Below are 18,504 nucleotides of genomic sequence, written 5' to 3'. Positions count from 1 at the left end.
GATCAGCAGGATCACCGTGCTCGCCACGGTCGCCAGCGCGATCTGGAACAGCGCGAACCGGTCGCCGTTGGCGGTCGGCCCGAAGATGCCGACCACCAGCGTCACGGCGATGGCCGCGGCGCGGAACCGGGGCCGGGTCGCCCACGCGGCCAGCGGGATGATGGCCCACAGCACGTACCACGGCTGCACGACCGGGAACAGCAGCAGGGTGGCCCCGAGCGCGACGCCGAGACCGCCGACCGGGTGCAGCCTGCCGCGCAACACGGCGAACAATAGCCACAGCACGATCACCGCGATCAGCGTCACACCCATCGCACGGGTCAGCGCCAGCACCGCGGTGGTGTGATCGCCGAGTCCGAGCAGAATGCCGACCTGGCCGGTGCCCAGTGCCAGCAGCGTCGGCGGCGACATCCAACTGCGCACCACGTTCGCGGTGCCGAGGGTGAACAACCAGCCGAAGCCCAGGCCGCTCGCCCAGCCGATCAACGCCATCACGGCCACGGACACCGCGCCCAGCGACGCGCTCGCGATCAGGAAGGCCTTGACCGTCCCGCCCCACCGGTGGGCCAGGGCCATCGCCACGAAGCCCAGCGCGAGCAACGACGGCAACTTCACCTGGGAGGACAGCGTGATCAGCACCGCGCCGGCGATCAGCATCGCCATCGGATACCAGCGGATCCACTGCGCCCGGCCGTGCGGCCACGTCAACGGCCGCGGCAGCAGCGGTGTCGCCGCGTCCACCCCGCGGAGCGCGAACTCGGTGCCGGCCAGCATCAGGCCGAGCATCAACGCCTCGTTGTGGATGCCCGCCACCAGGTGCATGAACAGCAGCGGGTTGGCCGGACCCAGCCACAACGCGCTGACCTCGGCGACCCCGCAACGGCGGGCCAGTCGCGGCGTGGCCCAGACGATCATGCCGACGCCCACCAGCACGACGAGGCGGTGGAAGAGCACCGCTTCGACGATGTCCTCGCCGGTCAGCTGCGAGATGCCGCGTCCGATCCACAGGAACAGCGGTCCGTAGGGGGCGGGGGTCTCCCGCCACATGCTCGGCACCGACAGGGTGAACACGTGGTCGAGGCCGAGCCCCGGCGCGGGCCCCACCTCGTAGGGGTCGTTGCCCTGCAGGGAGATCTCGCTCTGCGCCAGGTAGGAGTAGACGTCCTTGCTGTACATCGGTGGCGCGAGCAGCAGCGGCAGCACCCACAGCAGCAGTGTCCGGTCCAGCTGGCTGCGGGTCATCTTGCGGGGTCCCAGCGCGAACCGGCCCAGCATCAGCCACGCCAGCGCCATCATCACCGCACCGGTGGTGGTCATCGTCAGCGACACGGTCTGGATGCGCGAGGGCAGGTTGAGCAGCCGGACCCCGAATGTCGGGTCCTGCACGACCGGTCGGGCGCCGGCGCCGAGCGCGCCGATCGCCATCAGCACCGTGCCGGTGGCGCCGAAGATCCGGGTGCGGCGCATCGCGGCGAGCTCGGCGGCGTTCAGCGGGCTGCCGACGGTCCGCTCGTCGCCGTGCCAGCGGGCGATCGACGAGCTGAGGGAGTGCCGGCGGGCTGCCACGATGGCAGCGTAGCGGGCGGTTATTCCCCGGAAACCGCGACGACGGTTGTGAGAAACCAGACCCCGGCTAAGGGTGCCCTTGGTGGACCCGGCCCCGGAATTGCGTCACACTGGTGTTGTGAAAATCCGTCCGCACAGCTCGGAGGCGCCTGCGTCGGCGTCGCCGCAGCCCGCCGACGGTCACACCAGGGGCGCGATCATCAGGTTGCTGCTCGAATCGGGTCCGGTCACCGCAGGCCGTATCGGCGAACGTCTCGGCTTGTCGGCCGCGGGTGTGCGCAGGCATCTCGACGCGCTCATCGAGGCCGGCGAGGCGCAGGCCCACGCCGCGGCATCCTGGCAGCACGCGGGCCGGGGCCGGCCGGCCAAGCGTTACCAGCTCACCGCGGCCGGGCGGGCCAAACTGGAGCACACGTACGACGACCTCGCCTCGGCGGCCATGCGGCAACTCCGTGAGATCGGCGGCGACGACGCGGTGCGCACATTCGCCCGGCGCCGCATCGACACGATCCTCGCCGACGTGGACCCGGTCGGCGAGACCGCCTCCGACAACGAGGTCGAGGCCACCGCCGACAGCATCGCCGAAGCCCTCACCAGCGCCGGATATGCGACCACCACCGCCAGGGTGGGCGGCCCGCTGGGCGGCGTGCAGATCTGCCAGCATCATTGCCCGGTGTCGCACGTCGCCGAACAGTTCCCCGAGCTGTGCGAGGCCGAACAACAGGCGATGGCCGAGGTGCTGGGAACCCATGTGCAACGGCTCGCGACCATCGTCAACGGCGACTGTGCCTGTACCACCCACGTGCCGCTGGTACCGGTCGAGCGCTGAACAAACGGACAACACACAGATCTTCGGTGCACAGCCCGCGCCGAAGCCACGACGAGAGCAAAAGGAGTGTGTCGCGATGACACTCACACCGGAGGCTTCAGTCTCCAAGCCGGAGACCTTGACCCAGGAGGAGGCCATCGCCTCGCTGGGTAAGTACGGCTACGGCTGGGCTGACTCCGACGTCGCGGGCGCCAGCGCGCAGCGAGGGCTGTCCGAAGCGGTGGTCCGCGACATCTCGGCGAAGAAGAACGAGCCCGAGTGGATGCTCGACATCCGTCTCAAGGCGCTGCGCACCTTCGACAAGAAGCCGATGCCGAGCTGGGGATCCAACCTCGACGGCATCGACTTCGACAACATCAAGTACTTCGTGCGCTCCACCGAGAAGCAGGCCGCGTCGTGGGAGGACCTCCCCGAGGACATCCGCAACACCTACGACAAGCTGGGCATCCCGGAGGCGGAGAAGCAGCGCCTGGTGTCCGGTGTCGCCGCGCAGTACGAGTCCGAGGTGGTCTACCACCAGATCCGCGAGGATCTCGAGGCCCAGGGCGTGATCTTCCTTGACACCGACTCGGCGTTGCGTGAGCATCCGGAGATCTTCAAGCAGTACTTCGGCACGGTGATCCCGGCCGGGGACAACAAGTTCTCCGCGCTGAACACCGCCGTGTGGTCGGGCGGGTCGTTCATCTACGTGCCGCCCGGCGTGCACGTCGACATCCCGTTGCAGGCCTACTTCCGGATCAACACCGAGAACATGGGCCAGTTCGAGCGGACGCTGATCATCGTCGACGAGGGCGCCTATGTGCACTACGTCGAGGGCTGCACCGCGCCGATCTACAAGAGCGACTCGCTGCACAGCGCAGTGGTCGAGATCATCGTCAAGCCGGGCGGGCGCTGCCGCTACACGACCATCCAGAACTGGTCGAACAACGTCTACAACCTGGTGACCAAGCGTGCCCGGGCCGAGGCCGGCGCCACCATGGAGTGGGTCGACGGCAACATCGGTTCCAAGGTCACGATGAAGTACCCGGCCGTGTGGATGACCGGCGAGCACGCCAAGGGTGAGGTGCTCTCGGTGGCGTTCGCCGGTGAGGGCCAGCACCAGGACACCGGCGCCAAGATGCTGCACCTGGCACCGAACACGTCCAGCAACATCGTGTCCAAGTCGGTGGCCCGCGGCGGCGGACGCGCCTCCTACCGCGGCCTGGTCCAGGTCAACAAGGGTGCGCACGGTTCCCGCTCGAGCGTGAAATGCGATGCGCTGCTCGTCGACACGGTCAGCCGCTCCGACACCTATCCGTACGTGGACATCCGTGAGGACGACGTCACGATGGGCCACGAGGCCACCGTGTCCAAGGTCAGCGAGGATCAGATGTTCTATCTGATGAGCCGCGGCCTGACCGAGGACGAGGCCATGGCGATGGTGGTGCGCGGCTTCGTCGAGCCGATCGCCAAGGAACTCCCGATGGAGTACGCGCTGGAGCTCAACCGGCTGATCGAGCTGCAGATGGAAGGTGCGGTCGGCTAGTGGCATCGAATCTGTCCGAGGCGGTGGAGGGCTCGACCCTCACCGCCGTCAACAAGGGCGAACTGTTCTCGTCGTTCGACGTGAACGCGTTCGAGGTGCCCGGCGGCCGCGACGAGATCTGGCGGTTCACGCCGCTCAAGCGGCTGCGCGGGCTGCACGACGGGTCGGCGACCCCCAGCGGTTCGGCCGGGATCACCGTCAGCCAGCGTCCCGGCGTGACCGTGGAGACCGTCCAGCGCGGCGACGAACGCCTCGGCCAGGCCGGTGTGCCGACCGATCGGGTTGCCGCGCAAGCGTTCTCGTCGTTCGAGTCGGCGACCATCGTGACCGTCGCGCGCGACACCGAGGTCGCCGAGCCCGTCGAGATCGTGATCACCGGGCCCGGCGAGGGCGCGGTAGCCTACGGCCACCTGCAGATCCGTGTCGAGGAACTGTCGCGGGCGATCGTCGTCGTCGACCTCCGCGGCAGCGGTGTCTACGCCGACAACGTCGAGATCGTCGTCGGCGACTCGGCCGGACTCGGTGTCATCTGGATCGCCGACTGGGCCGACGACACCGTCCACGTCAGCTCCCACCACGCCCGGCTGGGCAGGGACGCGGTGCTCGGGCACGTCAACGTCACCCTCGGCGGCGACGTGGTGCGGACCACCGCCACGGTGCGCTACGACGCTCCCGGTGGCGATGCCAAGATGCTCGGCACCTACTTCGCCGACGACGGGCAGCACTTCGAGTCACGGCTCCTGGTCGACCACTCACAGCCCCACTGCAAGTCCGATGTGTTGTACAAGGGTGCGCTGCAGGGTGACCCGGCCTCCGGCAAGCCGGACGCACACACGGTGTGGGTCGGCGACGTGCTGATCCGCGCCGAGGCCACCGGCACCGACACCTTCGAGGTGAACCGCAACCTGGTGCTCACCGACGGCGCCCGCGCGGACTCGGTGCCCAACCTGGAGATCGAGACCGGCGAGATCGTCGGCGCCGGGCACGCCAGCGCCACGGGGCGTTTCGACGACGAGCAGTTGTTCTACCTGCGGTCGCGCGGCATCCCCGAAGATCAGGCCCGCCGGCTGGTGGTGCGCGGCTTCTTCAACGAGATCATCGCCAAGATCGCCGTCCCCGCCGTGCGCGAGCGCCTGACCGAAGCCATCGAACGAGAACTAGCGATCACTGAATCGAGAACGAACTGACATGACCACACTGGAAATCAAGGACCTGCACGCATCGGTCTTCACCCCCGAAGGGGACGAGGTTCCGATTCTCAAGGGCGTCGACCTGACCGTGAAGTCGGGCGAGACACACGCCGTGATGGGCCCCAACGGGTCGGGCAAGTCCACGCTGTCCTACGCGATCGCCGGCCACCCCAAGTACACCGTGACCTCGGGGTCGATCACCCTCGACGGTGAGGACGTGCTGGAGATGAGCGTCGACGAGCGGGCGCGCGCGGGCCTGTTCCTGGCCATGCAGTACCCGGTCGAGGTGCCCGGTGTGTCGATGTCGAACTTCCTGCGCACCGCGGCCACCGCCGTGCGCGGCGAGGCCCCGAAGCTGCGGCACTGGGTCAAAGAGGTCAAGTCGGCCATGTCCGACCTGGGCATCGACCCCGCCTTCGGCGAACGCAGCGTCAACGAGGGTTTCTCCGGCGGTGAGAAGAAGCGCCACGAGATCCTGCAGCTCGGCCTGCTCAAGCCCAAGATCGCGATTCTGGACGAGACCGACTCCGGCCTCGACGTCGACGCCCTGCGGGTCGTCAGCGAGGGCGTCAACCGCTACGCGGAGGGCGAGAACGGCGGCGTGCTGCTGATCACCCACTACACCCGCATCCTGCGGTACATCCAGCCGCAGTTCGTGCACGTGTTCGTCGGCGGGCGGATCGTCGAGTCCGGGGGTCCCGAGCTGGCCGACGAACTGGAGGCCAACGGCTACGAGCGCTTCACCCAGGCTGCCGCCGCGGGGGCCTGACGTGACGGCGGCGAAGGTGCTGGATGTCACCGCGCTCAGGGCGGACTTCCCGATCCTGGGCCGGGTGATGCGCGGCGGAAACCAGTTGGCCTATCTGGACTCCGGGGCGACGTCGCAGAAGCCGCTCGCCGTGCTCGACGCCGAGCGCGACTTCCTGCTGAACTCCAACGGTGCGGTGCACCGCGGCGCGCACCAGCTGATGGAGGAGGCCACCGACGCCTACGAGCAGGGACGCGAGGACATCGCCTCCTTCGTCGGTGCCGACGCCGATGAGCTGGTGTTCACCAAGAACGCCACCGAAGCCATCAACCTGGTCGCGTACGCGCTGGGAGACAAGCGGTTCGGGAACGCGGTCGGGCCGGGCGACGTCATTGTCACCACCGAACTCGAACACCACGCCGACCTCGTCCCGTGGCAGGAACTCGCCCAGCGCACCGGGGCCACGCTGAAGTGGTTCGGCGTCACCGACGACGGGCGCATCGACCTGGATTCGCTCGAGCTCGACGACAATGTGAAAGTGGTTGCGTTCAGCCACCATTCGAACGTGACAGGCGCGATCGCGCCGGTCGCGGAACTGGTGGCCCGGGCCAGGGCGGTCGGCGCCCTTGTGGTCCTCGACGCCTGCCAGTCGGTGCCGCACCAGCCGGTGAACTTCCACGACCTCGGCGTCGACTTCGCCGCGTTCTCCGGACACAAGATGCTCGGCCCCACCGGAATCGGTGTGCTCTACGGCCGGCGGGAACTGCTCGACGCGCTGCCGCCGTTCCTGACCGGCGGGTCGATGATCGAGACCGTCACGATGGAGGCCACGACGTTCGCGGCCGCACCGCAGCGCTTCGAGGCGGGCACCCCGATGACCTCGCAGGTGGTCGGGCTGGCCGCGGCGGCGCGGTATCTGGACGCGCTGGGAATGTCCGCCGTCGAGGAGCACGAGCGGGAACTGGTGGCCGCGGCGCTGGCCGGGCTCTCGGAGATCGACGGTGTCCGGATCATCGGCCCGACCTCGATGGAGGATCGCGGTTCGCCGGTGTCTTTCGTGGTGGAGGGTGTGCACGCTCACGACGTCGGGCAGGTGCTCGACGACGACGGCGTCGCGGTGCGGGTCGGCCACCATTGCGCGTGGCCGTTGCATCGCCGGTTCGGCGTCGCCGCCACCGCGCGGGCGTCCTTCGCGGTGTACAACACCCTCGACGAGGTGGACCGCCTCGTCGCCGGCGTGCGCCGGGCGGTCGAGTTCTTCGGGCAGGACTAGTGCGGCTGGAGCAGATCTACCAGGAAACGATCCTGGATCACTACAAGCACCCGCATCACCGGGGCCTGCGGGAACCGTTCGCCGCCGAGGTGCACCACGTCAACCCGACGTGTGGCGACGAGGTGACCCTGCGGGTGGCGTTGTCCGAGGACGGTGAGACCGTCACCGACATCTCGTACGACGGTCAGGGTTGTTCGATCAGCCAGGCCTCGACATCGGTTCTCACCGATCAGGTGATCGGGCAGACGGTCGGGGACGCGCTCAAGACGGTGGCGGCGTTCTCGGAGATGGTGTCGTCGCGCGGCAAGATCGAGGGTGACGAGGACGTGCTCGGGGACGGCGTCGCCTTCGCCGGGGTGGCGAAGTACCCGGCGCGGGTGAAGTGCGCGCTGCTCGGCTGGACGGCGTTCAAGGCGGCATTGGCGGAGGCCCACGGGCCCGAGATTTCTGAGGAGATTCCATGAGTGACACGGCAGCGAGTGACGAGCTTCTGGCCGACGTCGAAGAGGCGATGCGTGACGTCGTCGATCCCGAGCTCGGGATCAACGTCGTCGACCTCGGCCTGGTCTACGGCATCAACCTGGAGAAGGGTGATTCCGGTCCGGTCGCGCTGATCGACATGACACTGACCTCGGCGGCGTGCCCGTTGACCGACGTCATCGAAGACCAGTCCCGCACCGCGCTGGTCGGCGCCGGACTGGTCGACGAGATCCGGATCAACTGGGTGTGGAATCCGCCGTGGGGTCCGGACAAGATCACCGAAGACGGCCGCGAGCAACTGAGAGCCCTCGGCTTCACCGTCTGATTCGCCCAGGGCCCGGCCTTCGCCGGCCGCGCGTTGCTCCTGACATCGCGGCAATTCTCAGCGGTGTCCGCGTTGCGCCTGTCTGTGCGTGAAACACGTTCCGGCGCCGGATTTCTCGTACCGGCAGCTCCCTGTGCCTCAACTTTGGCAAATTCCCGGCACTGCGCTGGAAATGCCGTTTATTAGTTTTTTCTATCCGGCAGGCGAATTGCCGAAAGGCGGATATTCCGTCCTCGCAACATTTTCGCTGCGAAAACGCGCGCGTTCGTCGCCGGTTCGCTAACGTTTGCTCCGCACACGGCGATACCTGGGAGGAAGTTGCAGAGGACAGGGTCTTACTAGCTCAAAGCTTTACGTTTGACGTACCTCAGTGATGCTCCGCTAACCGTTCATATTCGCTCGATGCCGAGCATCCATCGATCGTCGGTTCTTTTTCTGTTTCGTCTATTGATTCGGCAACGGGAATGGATGTCGCAATGGCCTGGAGTAGTCGCCGCAATGGCGCACGTAAATCTGTTCGCAAACACTGGCTGGCCGGCGGCGTGATGGTCGCCGGTCTCGGCGCGGCGATGGTGACCGGTGCTGCGACCGCATCGGCGAGCACCGATACGGATACCTCGTCGAGCACTTCGGTGTCCGCGGAGAACACCGACCGCCCGGAGGCGGACGCACCCGGGACCGGCGCGCAGACGTCCACTCGCGACGAGGGTTCCGCACCAGAGGCGGCCGACGACGAGGCCGCACAGGAGGCCGCCGACGACGAGGCCGCACAAGAGGCCGCCGACGAGGAGGCCGCCGAGGATGCGGCCGAGGATGAAGAGGCTGCGGACGGCGAGGTGACCGAGGAGGCCGGCGACGAGGTGGAGGCCGAGGCGCCGCCGGTCGACGACCCGGCGGTCCTGCCCGAGGACGACGTCGAGGACCGCGACGCCGAGCCCGCCCCGGCCGCGAGCCCGGCCTCCGAAGGTCGAGACCATGATGCCCGTTCCGCGCCGGCCCGGGCCGAAGCGGACGAGCCGACCGAACCGGTCACCGAAGCCGTCGCGCTGGGCACCACCACCGCCGCCACCACCGCCGATGCGGCCGCCGACGACGCGGCCGTCGAGGTGGACCCGGTCCTCGTCGCCGCCGCCACGAGCACGAAGGTGACATGGGGGTCGATGATCGTCGACGTGCTGTACTCCATCGGTATCCGCAGCAAGTTGATGGGCACCGATTGGCTCGCGATCCCGGTGTCCAAGACCACCGAGACGCGGTGGCTGGTCACCCGGTCGCGGATCTACCGCAACGTGGTGATTCCGCGACCTGGGTCGTCGAGCCCGAAACCGTTGTGGGAGACCAACTTCTCCAGCCTGGAGGAGGCCCTGCGCTACTGGGGTCTGCAGACCGGGCGGTGGGGACAGTCGGCGGGGGAGAACCAGTACTACACCGACGGCGACAACGTCTACATCGACGCGGACGGAAATCTCGTGATCGAAGCGCGCCGGGAGGCGGCCCCCGACGGGCTCGGCGCGCCGTACAACTACACCTCGGCACGTGTGGTGACGATGGGCAAGCAGTCCATCGGGGTCGGAACCCGTGTGGTGGCGCGCATCCAGATGCCCGTCACCGAAGGCGTGCTGCCGGCGTTCTGGTCGGTCGGGCTGGAGCCGGGCCACGAATACGACTGGCCGCGGCAGGGTGAGATCGACATCGTCGAGGTCCCGGGAATGGGCACCCCGGAGTCGCGCACGACATGGACCGGCAACATCCACGGGCCGGCGCAGACGAACAACACCGTCGACGTCAAGCTGCACGGCGTCGACGCCGACCTCGGCGTCGACCTGTCACAGGGTTTCCACGACTACGGCATGGACTGGTACTCCGACCGGATCGTGTGGCACGTCGACGGTGTGGAGGTGGGCCGGGTTACCAAGGCCGAGTACGAGGCGCTCGGCGGGGACTGGACACCGTTCTCGGGGGCGTGGGACCACTATCTGATCCTCAACGTGGCCGTCGGAAACCCCTGGACCGGCGACCCTGACCCGACCGCCCCGTTCCAGGCGCAGATGAAGGTCGACTGGGTGAAGGCCTACGCTCTGTAGAGAGGGGCACAGGAACAGACCCGCCGACACGAACGTTGGGATACACGTGGCTACCCGAGACATCACCGCACAAGAGTTCAACGACACCATCAACGACAACGAGATCGTCCTGGTGGACTTCTGGGCATCGTGGTGCGGCCCGTGCAAAGCGTTCGCGCCCACGTTCGCGGCGTCGTCGGACAAGCATCCCGACGTGGTCTACGCGAAGGTCGACACCGAGGCCGAGCAGCAGCTCGCCGCCGCGGCCGACATCCGCTCGATCCCGACGCTGATGGCGTTCAAGAAGGGCAAACTGGTGTTCAACCAGGCGGGTGCACTACCGCCCGCCGCGCTGGAAGACCTCGTCCAGCGGGTCAAGGACTTCGACATCGACGCCGCGATCGCCGCCCAGGACAACGGTCAGGGCTGATCCGCTTCACGCTACTGTGCATGCCGTGACCGATGGTGACGGCTTCGTCCTGGTGGAGCATCCGCGGCCCGGCGTCGCGCTGGTGACGCTGAACCGCCCGGAGCGGATGAACTCGATGGCGTTCGACGTCATGGTGCCGCTCAAGGCCGCGCTCGACGAGATCACCCACGACAATGACGTCCGCGTCGTCGTGCTCACCGGCGCAGGCGCCGGTTTCTCGTCCGGGGCCGACCACAAGTCGGCCGGGTCGGTGCCCCACGTCGCCGGCCTGACCCGCCCGTCGTTCGGCCTCAGGTCCATGGAGGTGCTCGACGACGTCATCCTCGCGCTGCGCAAGCTGCACCAACCGGTCATCGCGGCGGTCAACGGAGCCGCGATCGGCGGTGGCCTGTGCCTGGCGCTGGCCGCCGACATCCGGGTGGCCTCCACGGACGCGTACTTCCGGGCCGCGGGGATCAACAACGGGCTGACCGCCAGCGAACTGGGCCTGAGCTACCTGCTGCCGCGCGCCATCGGCTCGTCGCGGGCGTTCGAGATCATGCTGACCGGACGCGATGTCGACGCCGACGAGGCCGAGCGCATCGGGCTGGTGTCGAGGCAGGTTGCCGCCGCGGAGCTGTTGCCGACCTGCTACGACATGGCCGAGCGCATCGCCGCGTACTCGCGGCCGGGCGCCGAGTTGACCAAGCGCACACTGTGGAGCGGGCTGGACGCCGGATCGCTGGAGGCCCACATGCAGGCCGAAGGCCTGGGGCAGCTCTACCTCCGGCTGCTGACGAGCAACTTCGAAGAGGCCGTCGCGGCCCGCAAGGAGAAGCGCCCCCCGCGCTTCACCGACGACAGGTGAGCCTCGGCGAGCAATCTGATTGGCCTCAGGCCAGCAACAACCACTAGCCTTTCAGAAGCCGTCCACGGCATGGGTATCGCCATGCCCTCGTTTCCCCAGGAGCTTCTCGCGTGATCACCGCCACGGACCTCGAGGTCCGCGCAGGAGCACGCACGCTGCTCTCGATCGAGGGATCGGCGCTGCGGGTGCAGCCCGGAGACCGCATCGGGCTGGTCGGCCGAAACGGGGCGGGGAAGACGACGACGATGCGGATCCTCGCCGGCGAGGGTGAACCCTACGCGGGCTCGGTCACCCGCACCGGCGAAATCGGTTACCTGCCACAGGATCCCAAAGAGGGCGATCTCGACATGCTGGCCCGTGACCGGGTGCTGTCGGCGCGGGGGCTGGACACCCTGCTCTCGGACCTGGAGAAGCAGCAGGCGTTGATGGCCGAGGTCGCCGACGACGCCGCCCGGGACAAGGCGGTCCGCCGCTACGGCCAGCTGGAGGAGCGGTTCGCCGCGCTCGGCGGATACGCCGCCGAGAGCGAGGCCGGACGGATCTGCGCCAGCCTGGGCCTGCCCGACCGTGTGCTCACCCAGCCATTGCGCACGCTGTCCGGTGGTCAGCGCCGGCGGGTGGAGCTGGCCCGCATCCTGTTCGCCGCGTCCGAGAGCGGCAGCGGTTCGGCCACCACGTTGCTGCTCGACGAGCCCACCAACCACCTCGACGCCGACTCGATCGGCTGGCTGCGCACCTTCCTGCAGAACCACACCGGCGGACTCGTCGTCATCAGTCACGACGTCGACCTGCTGGCCGACGTCGTGAACCGGGTGTGGTTCCTCGACGCCGTGCGCGGTGAGGCCGACGTCTACAACATGGGCTGGCAGAAGTACCTCGACGCCCGGGCCACCGACGAGCAACGGCGTCGCCGTGAACGTGCCAACGCCGAGCGCAAGGCTTCCGCGCTGCGCACCCAGGCCGCCAAGATGGGTGCCAAGGCCACCAAAGCCGTTGCCGCGCAAAACATGCTGCGTCGCGCGGAGCGGATGATGGCCGCCCTCGACGAGGAACGGGTGGCCGACAAGGTGGCCCGGATCAAGTTCCCGACGCCTGCCCCGTGCGGCAAGGCCCCACTGATCGCCAAGGGGCTGACCAAGACCTACGGCTCGCTGGAGGTGTTCACCGGGCTGGACCTGGCCATCGACCGCGGCTCGAGGGTGGTGGTACTGGGTCTCAACGGCGCAGGCAAGACGACGCTGCTGCGGATCCTGGCGGGGGTGGAGACCCCTGACGCCGGCGGCCTGGAACCCGGTCACGGACTCAAGCTGGGCTACTTCGCCCAGGAGCACGACACCCTCGACAACCTCGCCACGGTGTGGGAGAACATCCGGCACGCCGCCCCCGACACCGGGGAACAGGATCTGCGAGGTCTGCTCGGGGCGTTCATGTTCAGCGGCGCGCAGCTCGACCAGCCGGCGGGGACGTTGTCCGGCGGCGAGAAGACCCGGCTGGCCCTGGCCGGGCTGGTGGCGTCGACCGCGAACGTGCTGCTGCTCGACGAGCCCACCAACAACCTCGACCCGGCCTCCCGCGAGCAGGTCCTCGACGCGCTGCGCAGCTACGTCGGGTCCGTGGTGTTGGTGACCCACGACCCCGGCGCCGCCGAGGCGCTCAATCCCCAGCGGGTCCTGCTGCTGCCCGACGGCACCGAGGACTTCTGGTCCGACGAGTACCGCGACCTGATCGAATTGGCCTGAGTTTTCACCGATGCCCGGTGTCAGGGGACATCCGGCTGGGTATGCGGACGCTACATCCGTGCACCGCAGCGGGGAAGGCGTCCAAGGTGAAGAAGAACGGCAAGTCCAGAGACCAACTCATGACCGAGTTACGCAACGCATACGAGCGCGGCGCCAGTATCCGCTCGCTGGTAGCCGAAACCGGCCATTCCTACGGTTCGATCCACAGCATGCTGCGGGAGTCAGGCGCCACGATGCGGAGCCGTGGCGGCCCGAATCACCGTGGGCGGCGGGCCAGTTAGCTCACTGCTGACGGACCGAGTCTTCCACCAGATCCAGTACGGCGCCCAGGTTTTCGGGGTCGTCGCCGGCGGCCAGCCGCGCCACCAGACCGTCGAGCACCAGTTCCAGGTAGGTGCGCAGAACCTCGCCCGGCACGTCGTCGCGCAGCCGCCCGGCCTGTTTCTGGCGGCGCAGCCGCTCGGTGGTGGCCGCCGACACCTCCGCCGACCGCTCCGTCCAGCCCCGGCTGAACGCCGGGTCGTTGCGTAATTTGCGCGCGATCTCCAGCCGGGTGGCCAGCCAGTCGAACTGGTCCGGGGCGGCCAGCATGTCGCGCATCACCTGGATCAAGCCCTCGCGCGCCGCGACATCGGCCATCCGCTCCGCGTCCTCACGCGCCAGTTCGAAGAACAGCGTGTCCTTGTCGCGGAAGTGGTGGAATATCGCGCCGCGCGAGAGCCCGATCGTCTGCTCCAGACGGCGGACCGTGGCCCGGTCGTAGCCGTACTCGGCGAAGCACCGCCGGGCACCGTCGAGGATCTGGCGGCGACGTGCCGCCAGATGATCGTCGGTCACCCGAGGCATGGCAGATTGCTCAGGACTTCAGCATGTTCCGCAGCACGTACTGCAGGATGCCGCCGTTGCGGTAGTAGTCCGCCTCGCCGGGGGTGTCGATCCGCACCACCGCGTCGAACTCGACCTTGGAACCGTCCTGCTTGGTGGCGGTGACCTTGACCGTCCGCGGCGTCTTGCCCTCGTTGAGCTCTTCGATGCCGGTGATGTCGAAGGTCTCGGTGCCGTCGAGCTTCAGCGACGCCGCCGACTCCCCTTCGGGGAACTGCAGCGGGATCACGCCCATGCCGATCAGGTTGGACCGGTGGATGCGCTCGAACGACTCGGTGATCACGGCACGGACCCCGAGCAGGCTCGTGCCCTTGGCCGCCCAGTCGCGCGACGATCCCGAGCCGTATTCCTTGCCGCCGAGCACCACCAGCGGGATCTTCTTCGCCGCATAGTTCTGCGCGGCGTCGTAGATGAACGCCTGCGGTGAGCCGTCCTGGGTGAAGTCGCGGGTGTAGCCGCCCGAGACGTCGTCGAGCAGCTGGTTGCGCAGCCGGATGTTGGCGAACGTGCCGCGGATCATCACCTCGTGGTTCCCGCGGCGCGAACCGTAGGAGTTGTAGTCCTTGCGCTGCACGCCATGGGACTCGAGATAATCCGCGGCCGGTGTCCCCGGCTTGATGGCGCCGGCCGGGGAGATGTGGTCGGTGGTGACCGAATCGCCCAGCAGGGCAAGCACTCTGGCGCCCTTGATGTCGGTGACCGGCTCCGGTTCGGCAGGCATCCCATCGAAGTACGGGGGCTTGCGGACATACGTCGACTCGGCGTCCCACTCGAAGGTGTCGCCGCTGGGCGTCGGCAGGTTGCGCCAGCGGTCGTCACCCTTGAACACGTCGGCGTAGTTCTTGGTGAACATCTCCTGGCTGATCGCCGACTTGATGGTGTCATTGATGTCCTGCTGGGACGGCCAGATGTCCTTCAGGAAGACGGGATTGCCGTCCTTGTCGTAGCCCAGGCAGTCGGCCTCGAAGTCGAAGTCCATGCTGCCGGCGAGCGCGTAGGCGATCACCAGCGGGGGAGACGCGAGGTAGTTCATCTTGACGTCGGGGTTGATGCGGCCCTCGAAGTTGCGGTTACCCGACAGCACGGCCGTCACCGACAGGTCGTTGTCGTTGACCGCCTTGCTGATCTCCTCGGGCAGCGGCCCGCTGTTGCCGATGCACGTGGTGCAGCCGTAGCCGACGAGGAAGAAGCCGAGCTTCTCCAGGTAGGGCCACAGACCCGCCTTGTCGTAGTAGTCCGTGACGACCTGTGAGCCCGGGGCCATCGTGGTCTTCACCCACGGCTTGCTCGTCAGCCCCTTCTCGACGGCGTTCTTGGCCAGCAGGGCCGCGCCGAGCATCACCTCGGGGTTGGAGGTGTTGGTGCAGGAGGTGATCGCCGCGATCACCACCGCGCCGTGGTCGAGCACGAACTCGCCGAGTTCGTCGGACGTCACCGTCACCGGCTTGCTCGGCCGGCCGTTGGAGCCGACCGCCGCCGAGGCCACGTCGACCGCGCCGTCGTCGGCGAAGGACAGGCTGGCCGTCGGGTCGCTGGCCGGGAAGGTGTCCTCGACCGCGTCGTCGAGCTTGGAGTGCTCCACCGGCATGTGCTCTTCCACGTAGTTGTGGATGTCCTTGCGGAACGCCGTCTTGGCGTCCGACAGCGCGATCCGGTCCTGCGGACGCTTGGGGCCGGCGATCGAGGGCACCACGTCGGCCAGGTCGAGTTCCAGGTACTCGGAGAACTTCGGCTCGCGCTGCGGGTCGTGCCACATGCCCTGTTCCTTGGCATACGCCTCGACCAGTGCCAGCTGTTCCTCGCTGCGCCCGGTCATCCGCAGGTAGTCGATGGTCACCTCGTCGATCGGGAAGATCGCTGCGGTGGAACCGAATTCGGGGCTCATGTTGCCCAGGGTGGCGCGGTTGGCCAGCGGCACCTCGGCGACGCCGTCGCCGTAGAACTCGACGAACTTGCCGACCACACCGTGCTGGCGCAGCATCTCGGTGACGGTCAGCACCACGTCGGTGGCGGTGACGCCGGGACGGCGCTCGCCGGTGATCTTGAACCCGACGACGCGGGGGATGAGCATCGAGACGGGCTGGCCGAGCATCGCGGCCTCGGCCTCGATGCCGCCGACGCCCCAGCCGAGCACGCCAAGGCCGTTCTCCATCGTGGTGTGGCTGTCGGTGCCGACGCAGGTGTCGGGGTAGGCCACGCCGTCACGGTCCATCACGACGCTGGCCAGGTACTCGATGTTGACCTGGTGCACGATCCCGGTGCCGGGCGGGACGACCTTGAAGTCGTCGAAGGCGCCCTGGCCCCAGCGCAGGAATTGGTAGCGCTCACCGTTGCGCTCGTACTCGATCTCGACGTTGCGCTCGAACGCGTCGGCGCGGCCGAACAGGTCGGCGATCACCGAGTGGTCGATGACCAGGTCGGCGGGGGCCAGCGGGTTGACCTTCTGCGGGTCGCCGCCGAGCTCGCCGACCGCTTCGCGCATGGTGGCCAGGTCGACGATGCAGGGCACGCCGGTGAAGTCCTGCATGATCACGCGGGCAGGGGTGAACTGGATCTCGATGCTCGGATCGGCCTGCGGATCCCAGTTCGCGATCGCCTCGATGTGATCCTTGGTGATGTTGGAGCCGTCCTCGGTGCGCAGCAGGTTCTCGGCGAGCACCTTGAGGCTGTAGGGAAGTTTCTCGGTACCGGGGACCGCGTCCAGGCGGTAGATCTCGTAGCTGTTGTCTCCGACCTTCAGCGTGTCCTTCGCCCCGAACGAGTTCAGGGATGAATTCTTGCTGCTCACATCAACTCCCGGATTTCGACCATCGCCGCGACGGGCTGTGTCGGCGGCGTTTGTAACCTTAACAGTACGCTTGTCCTGTAAGTAATCCCAGGCCGGCACCAAGTCTGGCTGCCGGGCCGGCGTGCTGCCACTCGGGCCGGGTACCCGCGAATGCCGCGCCCGTGTCGTGCGTGAGCGCCCCGGCCCGTCGGCTACCGTGCTGCGTGTGACCGGACCGCTTTTCGTGCCGTTCCCGCCGACCTACATCCCGCCGGAGTTGTGCCATACCGTCGGGATCGACCCGGCCGTGCCCGGTGCTCCCGATGTCTGCATGGACGTCGTGCGCGAAGACGTCGCGCACACCGGCGTCAGCGCCAGGGGCCTCGATCCCGAGGCGGTGTCGCAGCTGCGGCAGGTCGTCGAGGACGCCGATAGCCACGGTGTCGATCTCAAGATCGTGGTGATCGGGGCCAATCCGCCGATCCACAGTCCGCTGCGCGACATCGCGACCGAGATCGGCGCCGACCATCCCGGCGCGACGGTGCTGGCCTTGAGCCCGGCGTTCGCCGGCACCTACAGTCCCGAGTTCGACCGCGTGACCCTGGAGGCCGGCGAAGACGTGGCCAAGACCGGGGATCCGGTGCTGTCGTCGAAGAATTTCGTCGGCGAGTTGACGGCCTCCCACTTTCCGTGGACGCCATTCACCATTGTCCTTGTTTTCCTGGTCGCGCTGGCCGTGGTCGGAACCCGGGTCCTGCAGAATTGGAGCAAACGCGCGTCTTCTTCTGACGTGACGCCTGCCAGCGCAGACTGACAGCACGCTCCGCCTTTGGCGAACTCGAATATCACCATTTGATAACGCCGATTGCAATTACATTGTTGTAATTTGTGACTAAAGTTTCTTTAGCGTCAGATGTGACGTACGGTGCAATCGGTGCTTGATGTTGCGGTTGTTCCTGATGTGACTTCTGTGCTTGGGCGCCCGGACCCTGTGCCGACACGTATGCGTGGAGCCTGAGGAGACTTGAGTCGAATGAGACGCACCCCCGGCAGCGCCTCCGCTTCGCGGCTGTGCGCGGCGTCGCTCGCCATGGGCATGGTGATCACGCTGCCCAACCTGGCGCCCAACGTGGCGTTGGCGCAGCCCGCGCCCGAGAGCGGCCTGGCGCAGCTGGTGACCGACGTGGCCAACGTCAACCAGAAGCTGCAGGACCTCGGCGCGCAGATCCAGATGCAACAGGAGAGCGTCAACAAGGCCATCCTGGACGTGCAGACCGCCCGGGAGAAGGCCGAGGCCGCCCAGCTCGAGGTCGAAGCCGGAGCCCAGCGCGTCAAGGACGCCCACGCCGCCATCGCCGCCGCCCAGGACCGGTTCGACACCTTCGCCGCGTCGATGTACGTCAGCGGACCGTCGGGTTCGTACCTGACGGCGACCGATCCGTCCGACATCCTGCACACCGCAGCCACCGGGGAGGCGCTGTCGATCAGTTCGCAGAAGGTGATGGCCGACCTGCAGCGCGCGCGCACCGAACAGGTCAACCGGGAGTCCGCGGCACGGCTGGCCAAGCAGCAGGCCGACGACGCCGTCAAGGCCGCCGAGGCCAGCCAGCAGGACGCCGTGGCCGCGCTGACCAACGCCCAGCAGACCTTCAAGGCCCAGCAGGTCGAACTCGACCGGCTGACCGCCGAACGGGCACAGGCCCAGGCCAAGCTGGACTCGGCTTCACACACCGACGTCACGGCGTACGCCGTCCGGGACGGCGCTCTGGTCGCCGAGACCGCGTTCGGCTGCACCGGCCTCGCCGACCCGCGCCAACTGGTCGGATACCAGGGCGCC

Annotated in this window: 17 protein-coding genes and 1 pseudogene; 14 read left to right on the top strand and 4 right to left on the bottom strand. The window is 67.8% G+C overall.

The features are described from left to right. Nucleotides 1-1,566, bottom strand: a 1,566-nt coding sequence (gene mptB, locus ASJ79_RS30580) for a polyprenol phosphomannose-dependent alpha 1,6 mannosyltransferase MptB (protein ID WP_067963776.1), incomplete at its 3' end; no start/stop codon positions are given. A 73-nt stretch (nucleotides 1,567-1,639) separates the two neighbouring features. On the opposite strand from mptB, the gene ASJ79_RS30575 reads away from it, so the two are divergent. The 7 genes from ASJ79_RS30575 (at nucleotide 1,640) to ASJ79_RS30545 (ending at nucleotide 7,936) form a co-directional block, all read left to right on the top strand. After that, nucleotides 1,640-2,395, top strand: a complete 756-nt coding sequence (locus ASJ79_RS30575; RefSeq protein ID WP_197420442.1) for a metalloregulator ArsR/SmtB family transcription factor — start codon at nucleotides 1,640-1,642, stop codon at nucleotides 2,393-2,395. 76 nt (nucleotides 2,396-2,471) lie between these two features. Next, the gene (gene sufB, locus ASJ79_RS30570) at nucleotides 2,472-3,920 is read left to right on the top strand and encodes a Fe-S cluster assembly protein SufB (protein WP_067963773.1); all 1,449 of its coding nucleotides are present in this window, start codon (nucleotides 2,472-2,474) and stop codon (nucleotides 3,918-3,920) included. Beyond that, nucleotides 3,920-5,107, top strand: coding sequence for a Fe-S cluster assembly protein SufD (sufD, locus tag ASJ79_RS30565; protein WP_067963770.1), 1,188 nt, complete (start codon nucleotides 3,920-3,922; stop codon nucleotides 5,105-5,107). Before sufB ends, sufD begins: the two co-directional genes overlap by 1 nt. Before the next feature lies 1 nt (nucleotide 5,108). Continuing rightward, a complete protein-coding gene (gene sufC, locus ASJ79_RS30560) occupies nucleotides 5,109-5,879 on the top strand; it encodes a Fe-S cluster assembly ATPase SufC (protein ID WP_067963767.1) in 771 nt (256 codons plus the stop codon). Nucleotide 5,880: 1 nt separating this feature from the next. Beyond that, complete coding sequence (locus ASJ79_RS30555; protein ID WP_067963765.1) at nucleotides 5,881-7,131, top strand: cysteine desulfurase; 1,251 nt, start codon at nucleotides 5,881-5,883, stop codon at nucleotides 7,129-7,131. Then, complete coding sequence (sufU, locus tag ASJ79_RS30550) at nucleotides 7,131-7,595, top strand: Fe-S cluster assembly sulfur transfer protein SufU (RefSeq protein ID WP_067963762.1); 465 nt, start codon at nucleotides 7,131-7,133, stop codon at nucleotides 7,593-7,595. The genes ASJ79_RS30555 and sufU overlap by 1 nt, the downstream gene beginning before the upstream one ends. Beyond that, complete coding sequence (locus tag ASJ79_RS30545; protein ID WP_067963760.1) at nucleotides 7,592-7,936, top strand: metal-sulfur cluster assembly factor; 345 nt, start codon at nucleotides 7,592-7,594, stop codon at nucleotides 7,934-7,936. The genes sufU and ASJ79_RS30545 overlap by 4 nt, the downstream gene beginning before the upstream one ends. A 367-nt stretch (nucleotides 7,937-8,303) precedes the next feature. Here ASJ79_RS30545 and ASJ79_RS32965 read toward each other — a convergent pair whose 3' ends face one another. Beyond that, nucleotides 8,304-8,564: a hypothetical protein gene (locus ASJ79_RS32965; protein ID WP_156448711.1), complete on the bottom strand. Its 261-nt coding sequence runs from the start codon at nucleotides 8,562-8,564 to the stop codon at nucleotides 8,304-8,306. 4 nt (nucleotides 8,565-8,568) lie between these two features. Here ASJ79_RS32965 and ASJ79_RS34690 point away from each other — a divergent pair, with 4 nt between their 5' ends. From ASJ79_RS34690 to ASJ79_RS34685, 5 genes are all read left to right on the top strand, one after another. Continuing rightward, nucleotides 8,569-10,020: a glycoside hydrolase family 16 protein gene (locus ASJ79_RS34690; protein WP_231751106.1), complete on the top strand. Its 1,452-nt coding sequence runs from the start codon at nucleotides 8,569-8,571 to the stop codon at nucleotides 10,018-10,020. Nucleotides 10,021-10,066: 46 nt separating this feature from the next. After that, nucleotides 10,067-10,429 (top strand): thioredoxin, encoded by a 363-nt coding sequence (trxA, locus tag ASJ79_RS30535; RefSeq protein WP_067963757.1) that lies wholly within the window; start codon nucleotides 10,067-10,069, stop codon nucleotides 10,427-10,429. Between the two features lie 16 nt (nucleotides 10,430-10,445). Next, on the top strand, nucleotides 10,446-11,276 hold the full coding sequence (locus tag ASJ79_RS30530; RefSeq protein ID WP_067963752.1) for an enoyl-CoA hydratase: 831 nt from the start codon (nucleotides 10,446-10,448) through the stop codon (nucleotides 11,274-11,276). Between the two features lie 110 nt (nucleotides 11,277-11,386). After that, a complete protein-coding gene (locus tag ASJ79_RS30525; protein WP_067963749.1) occupies nucleotides 11,387-13,015 on the top strand; it encodes an ABC-F family ATP-binding cassette domain-containing protein in 1,629 nt (542 codons plus the stop codon). 86 nt (nucleotides 13,016-13,101) lie between these two features. Next, nucleotides 13,102-13,296 carry a helix-turn-helix domain-containing protein gene (locus tag ASJ79_RS34685; protein WP_067963781.1) on the top strand — a complete coding sequence of 65 codons (195 nt, stop codon included), beginning with the start codon at nucleotides 13,102-13,104 and terminating at the stop codon, nucleotides 13,294-13,296. A 1-nt stretch (nucleotide 13,297) separates the two neighbouring features. On the opposite strand, the gene ASJ79_RS30515 is transcribed toward ASJ79_RS34685, so the two are convergent. Continuing rightward, the gene (locus ASJ79_RS30515; RefSeq protein WP_067963746.1) at nucleotides 13,298-13,861 is read right to left on the bottom strand and encodes a TetR/AcrR family transcriptional regulator; all 564 of its coding nucleotides are present in this window, start codon (nucleotides 13,859-13,861) and stop codon (nucleotides 13,298-13,300) included. A 10-nt stretch (nucleotides 13,862-13,871) separates the two neighbouring features. After that, a complete protein-coding gene (locus ASJ79_RS30510) occupies nucleotides 13,872-16,688 on the bottom strand; it encodes an aconitate hydratase (RefSeq protein ID WP_067963742.1) in 2,817 nt (938 codons plus the stop codon). Nucleotides 16,689-16,893: 205 nt separating this feature from the next. Here ASJ79_RS30510 and ASJ79_RS30505 point away from each other — a divergent pair, with 205 nt between their 5' ends. Both ASJ79_RS30505 and ASJ79_RS30500 read left to right on the top strand, forming a co-directional pair. Further along, on the top strand, nucleotides 16,894-17,481 hold the full coding sequence (locus ASJ79_RS30505; protein WP_067963778.1) for a DUF6676 family protein: 588 nt from the start codon (nucleotides 16,894-16,896) through the stop codon (nucleotides 17,479-17,481). Nucleotides 17,482-17,700: 219 nt separating this feature from the next. Beyond that, nucleotides 17,701-18,504 (top strand): annotated as a pseudogene (locus ASJ79_RS30500) (peptidase M23); the annotation flags it as partial.

The organism is Mycobacterium sp. NAZ190054 (assembly GCF_001545925.1).
GTDB lineage: Bacteria > Actinomycetota > Actinomycetes > Mycobacteriales > Mycobacteriaceae > Mycobacterium.
Note: the sequence above shows the minus strand (reverse complement) of the source record. Positions and strands in the feature narration are given on the sequence as shown.

What these genes read in the sequence shown, in the direction of transcription:
- sufB (WP_067963773.1), top strand. Translation starts at nt 2,472, where the DNA reads ATGACACTCACACCGGAGGCTTCAGTCTCCAAGCCGGAGACCTTGACC.
- sufC (WP_067963767.1), top strand. Translation starts at nt 5,109, where the DNA reads ATGACCACACTGGAAATCAAGGACCTGCACGCATCGGTCTTCACCCCC.
- ASJ79_RS30545 (WP_067963760.1), top strand. Translation starts at nt 7,592, where the DNA reads ATGAGTGACACGGCAGCGAGTGACGAGCTTCTGGCCGACGTCGAAGAG.
- ASJ79_RS30515 (WP_067963746.1), bottom strand. Translation starts at nt 13,861, where the DNA reads ATGCCTCGGGTGACCGACGATCATCTGGCGGCACGTCGCCGCCAGATC.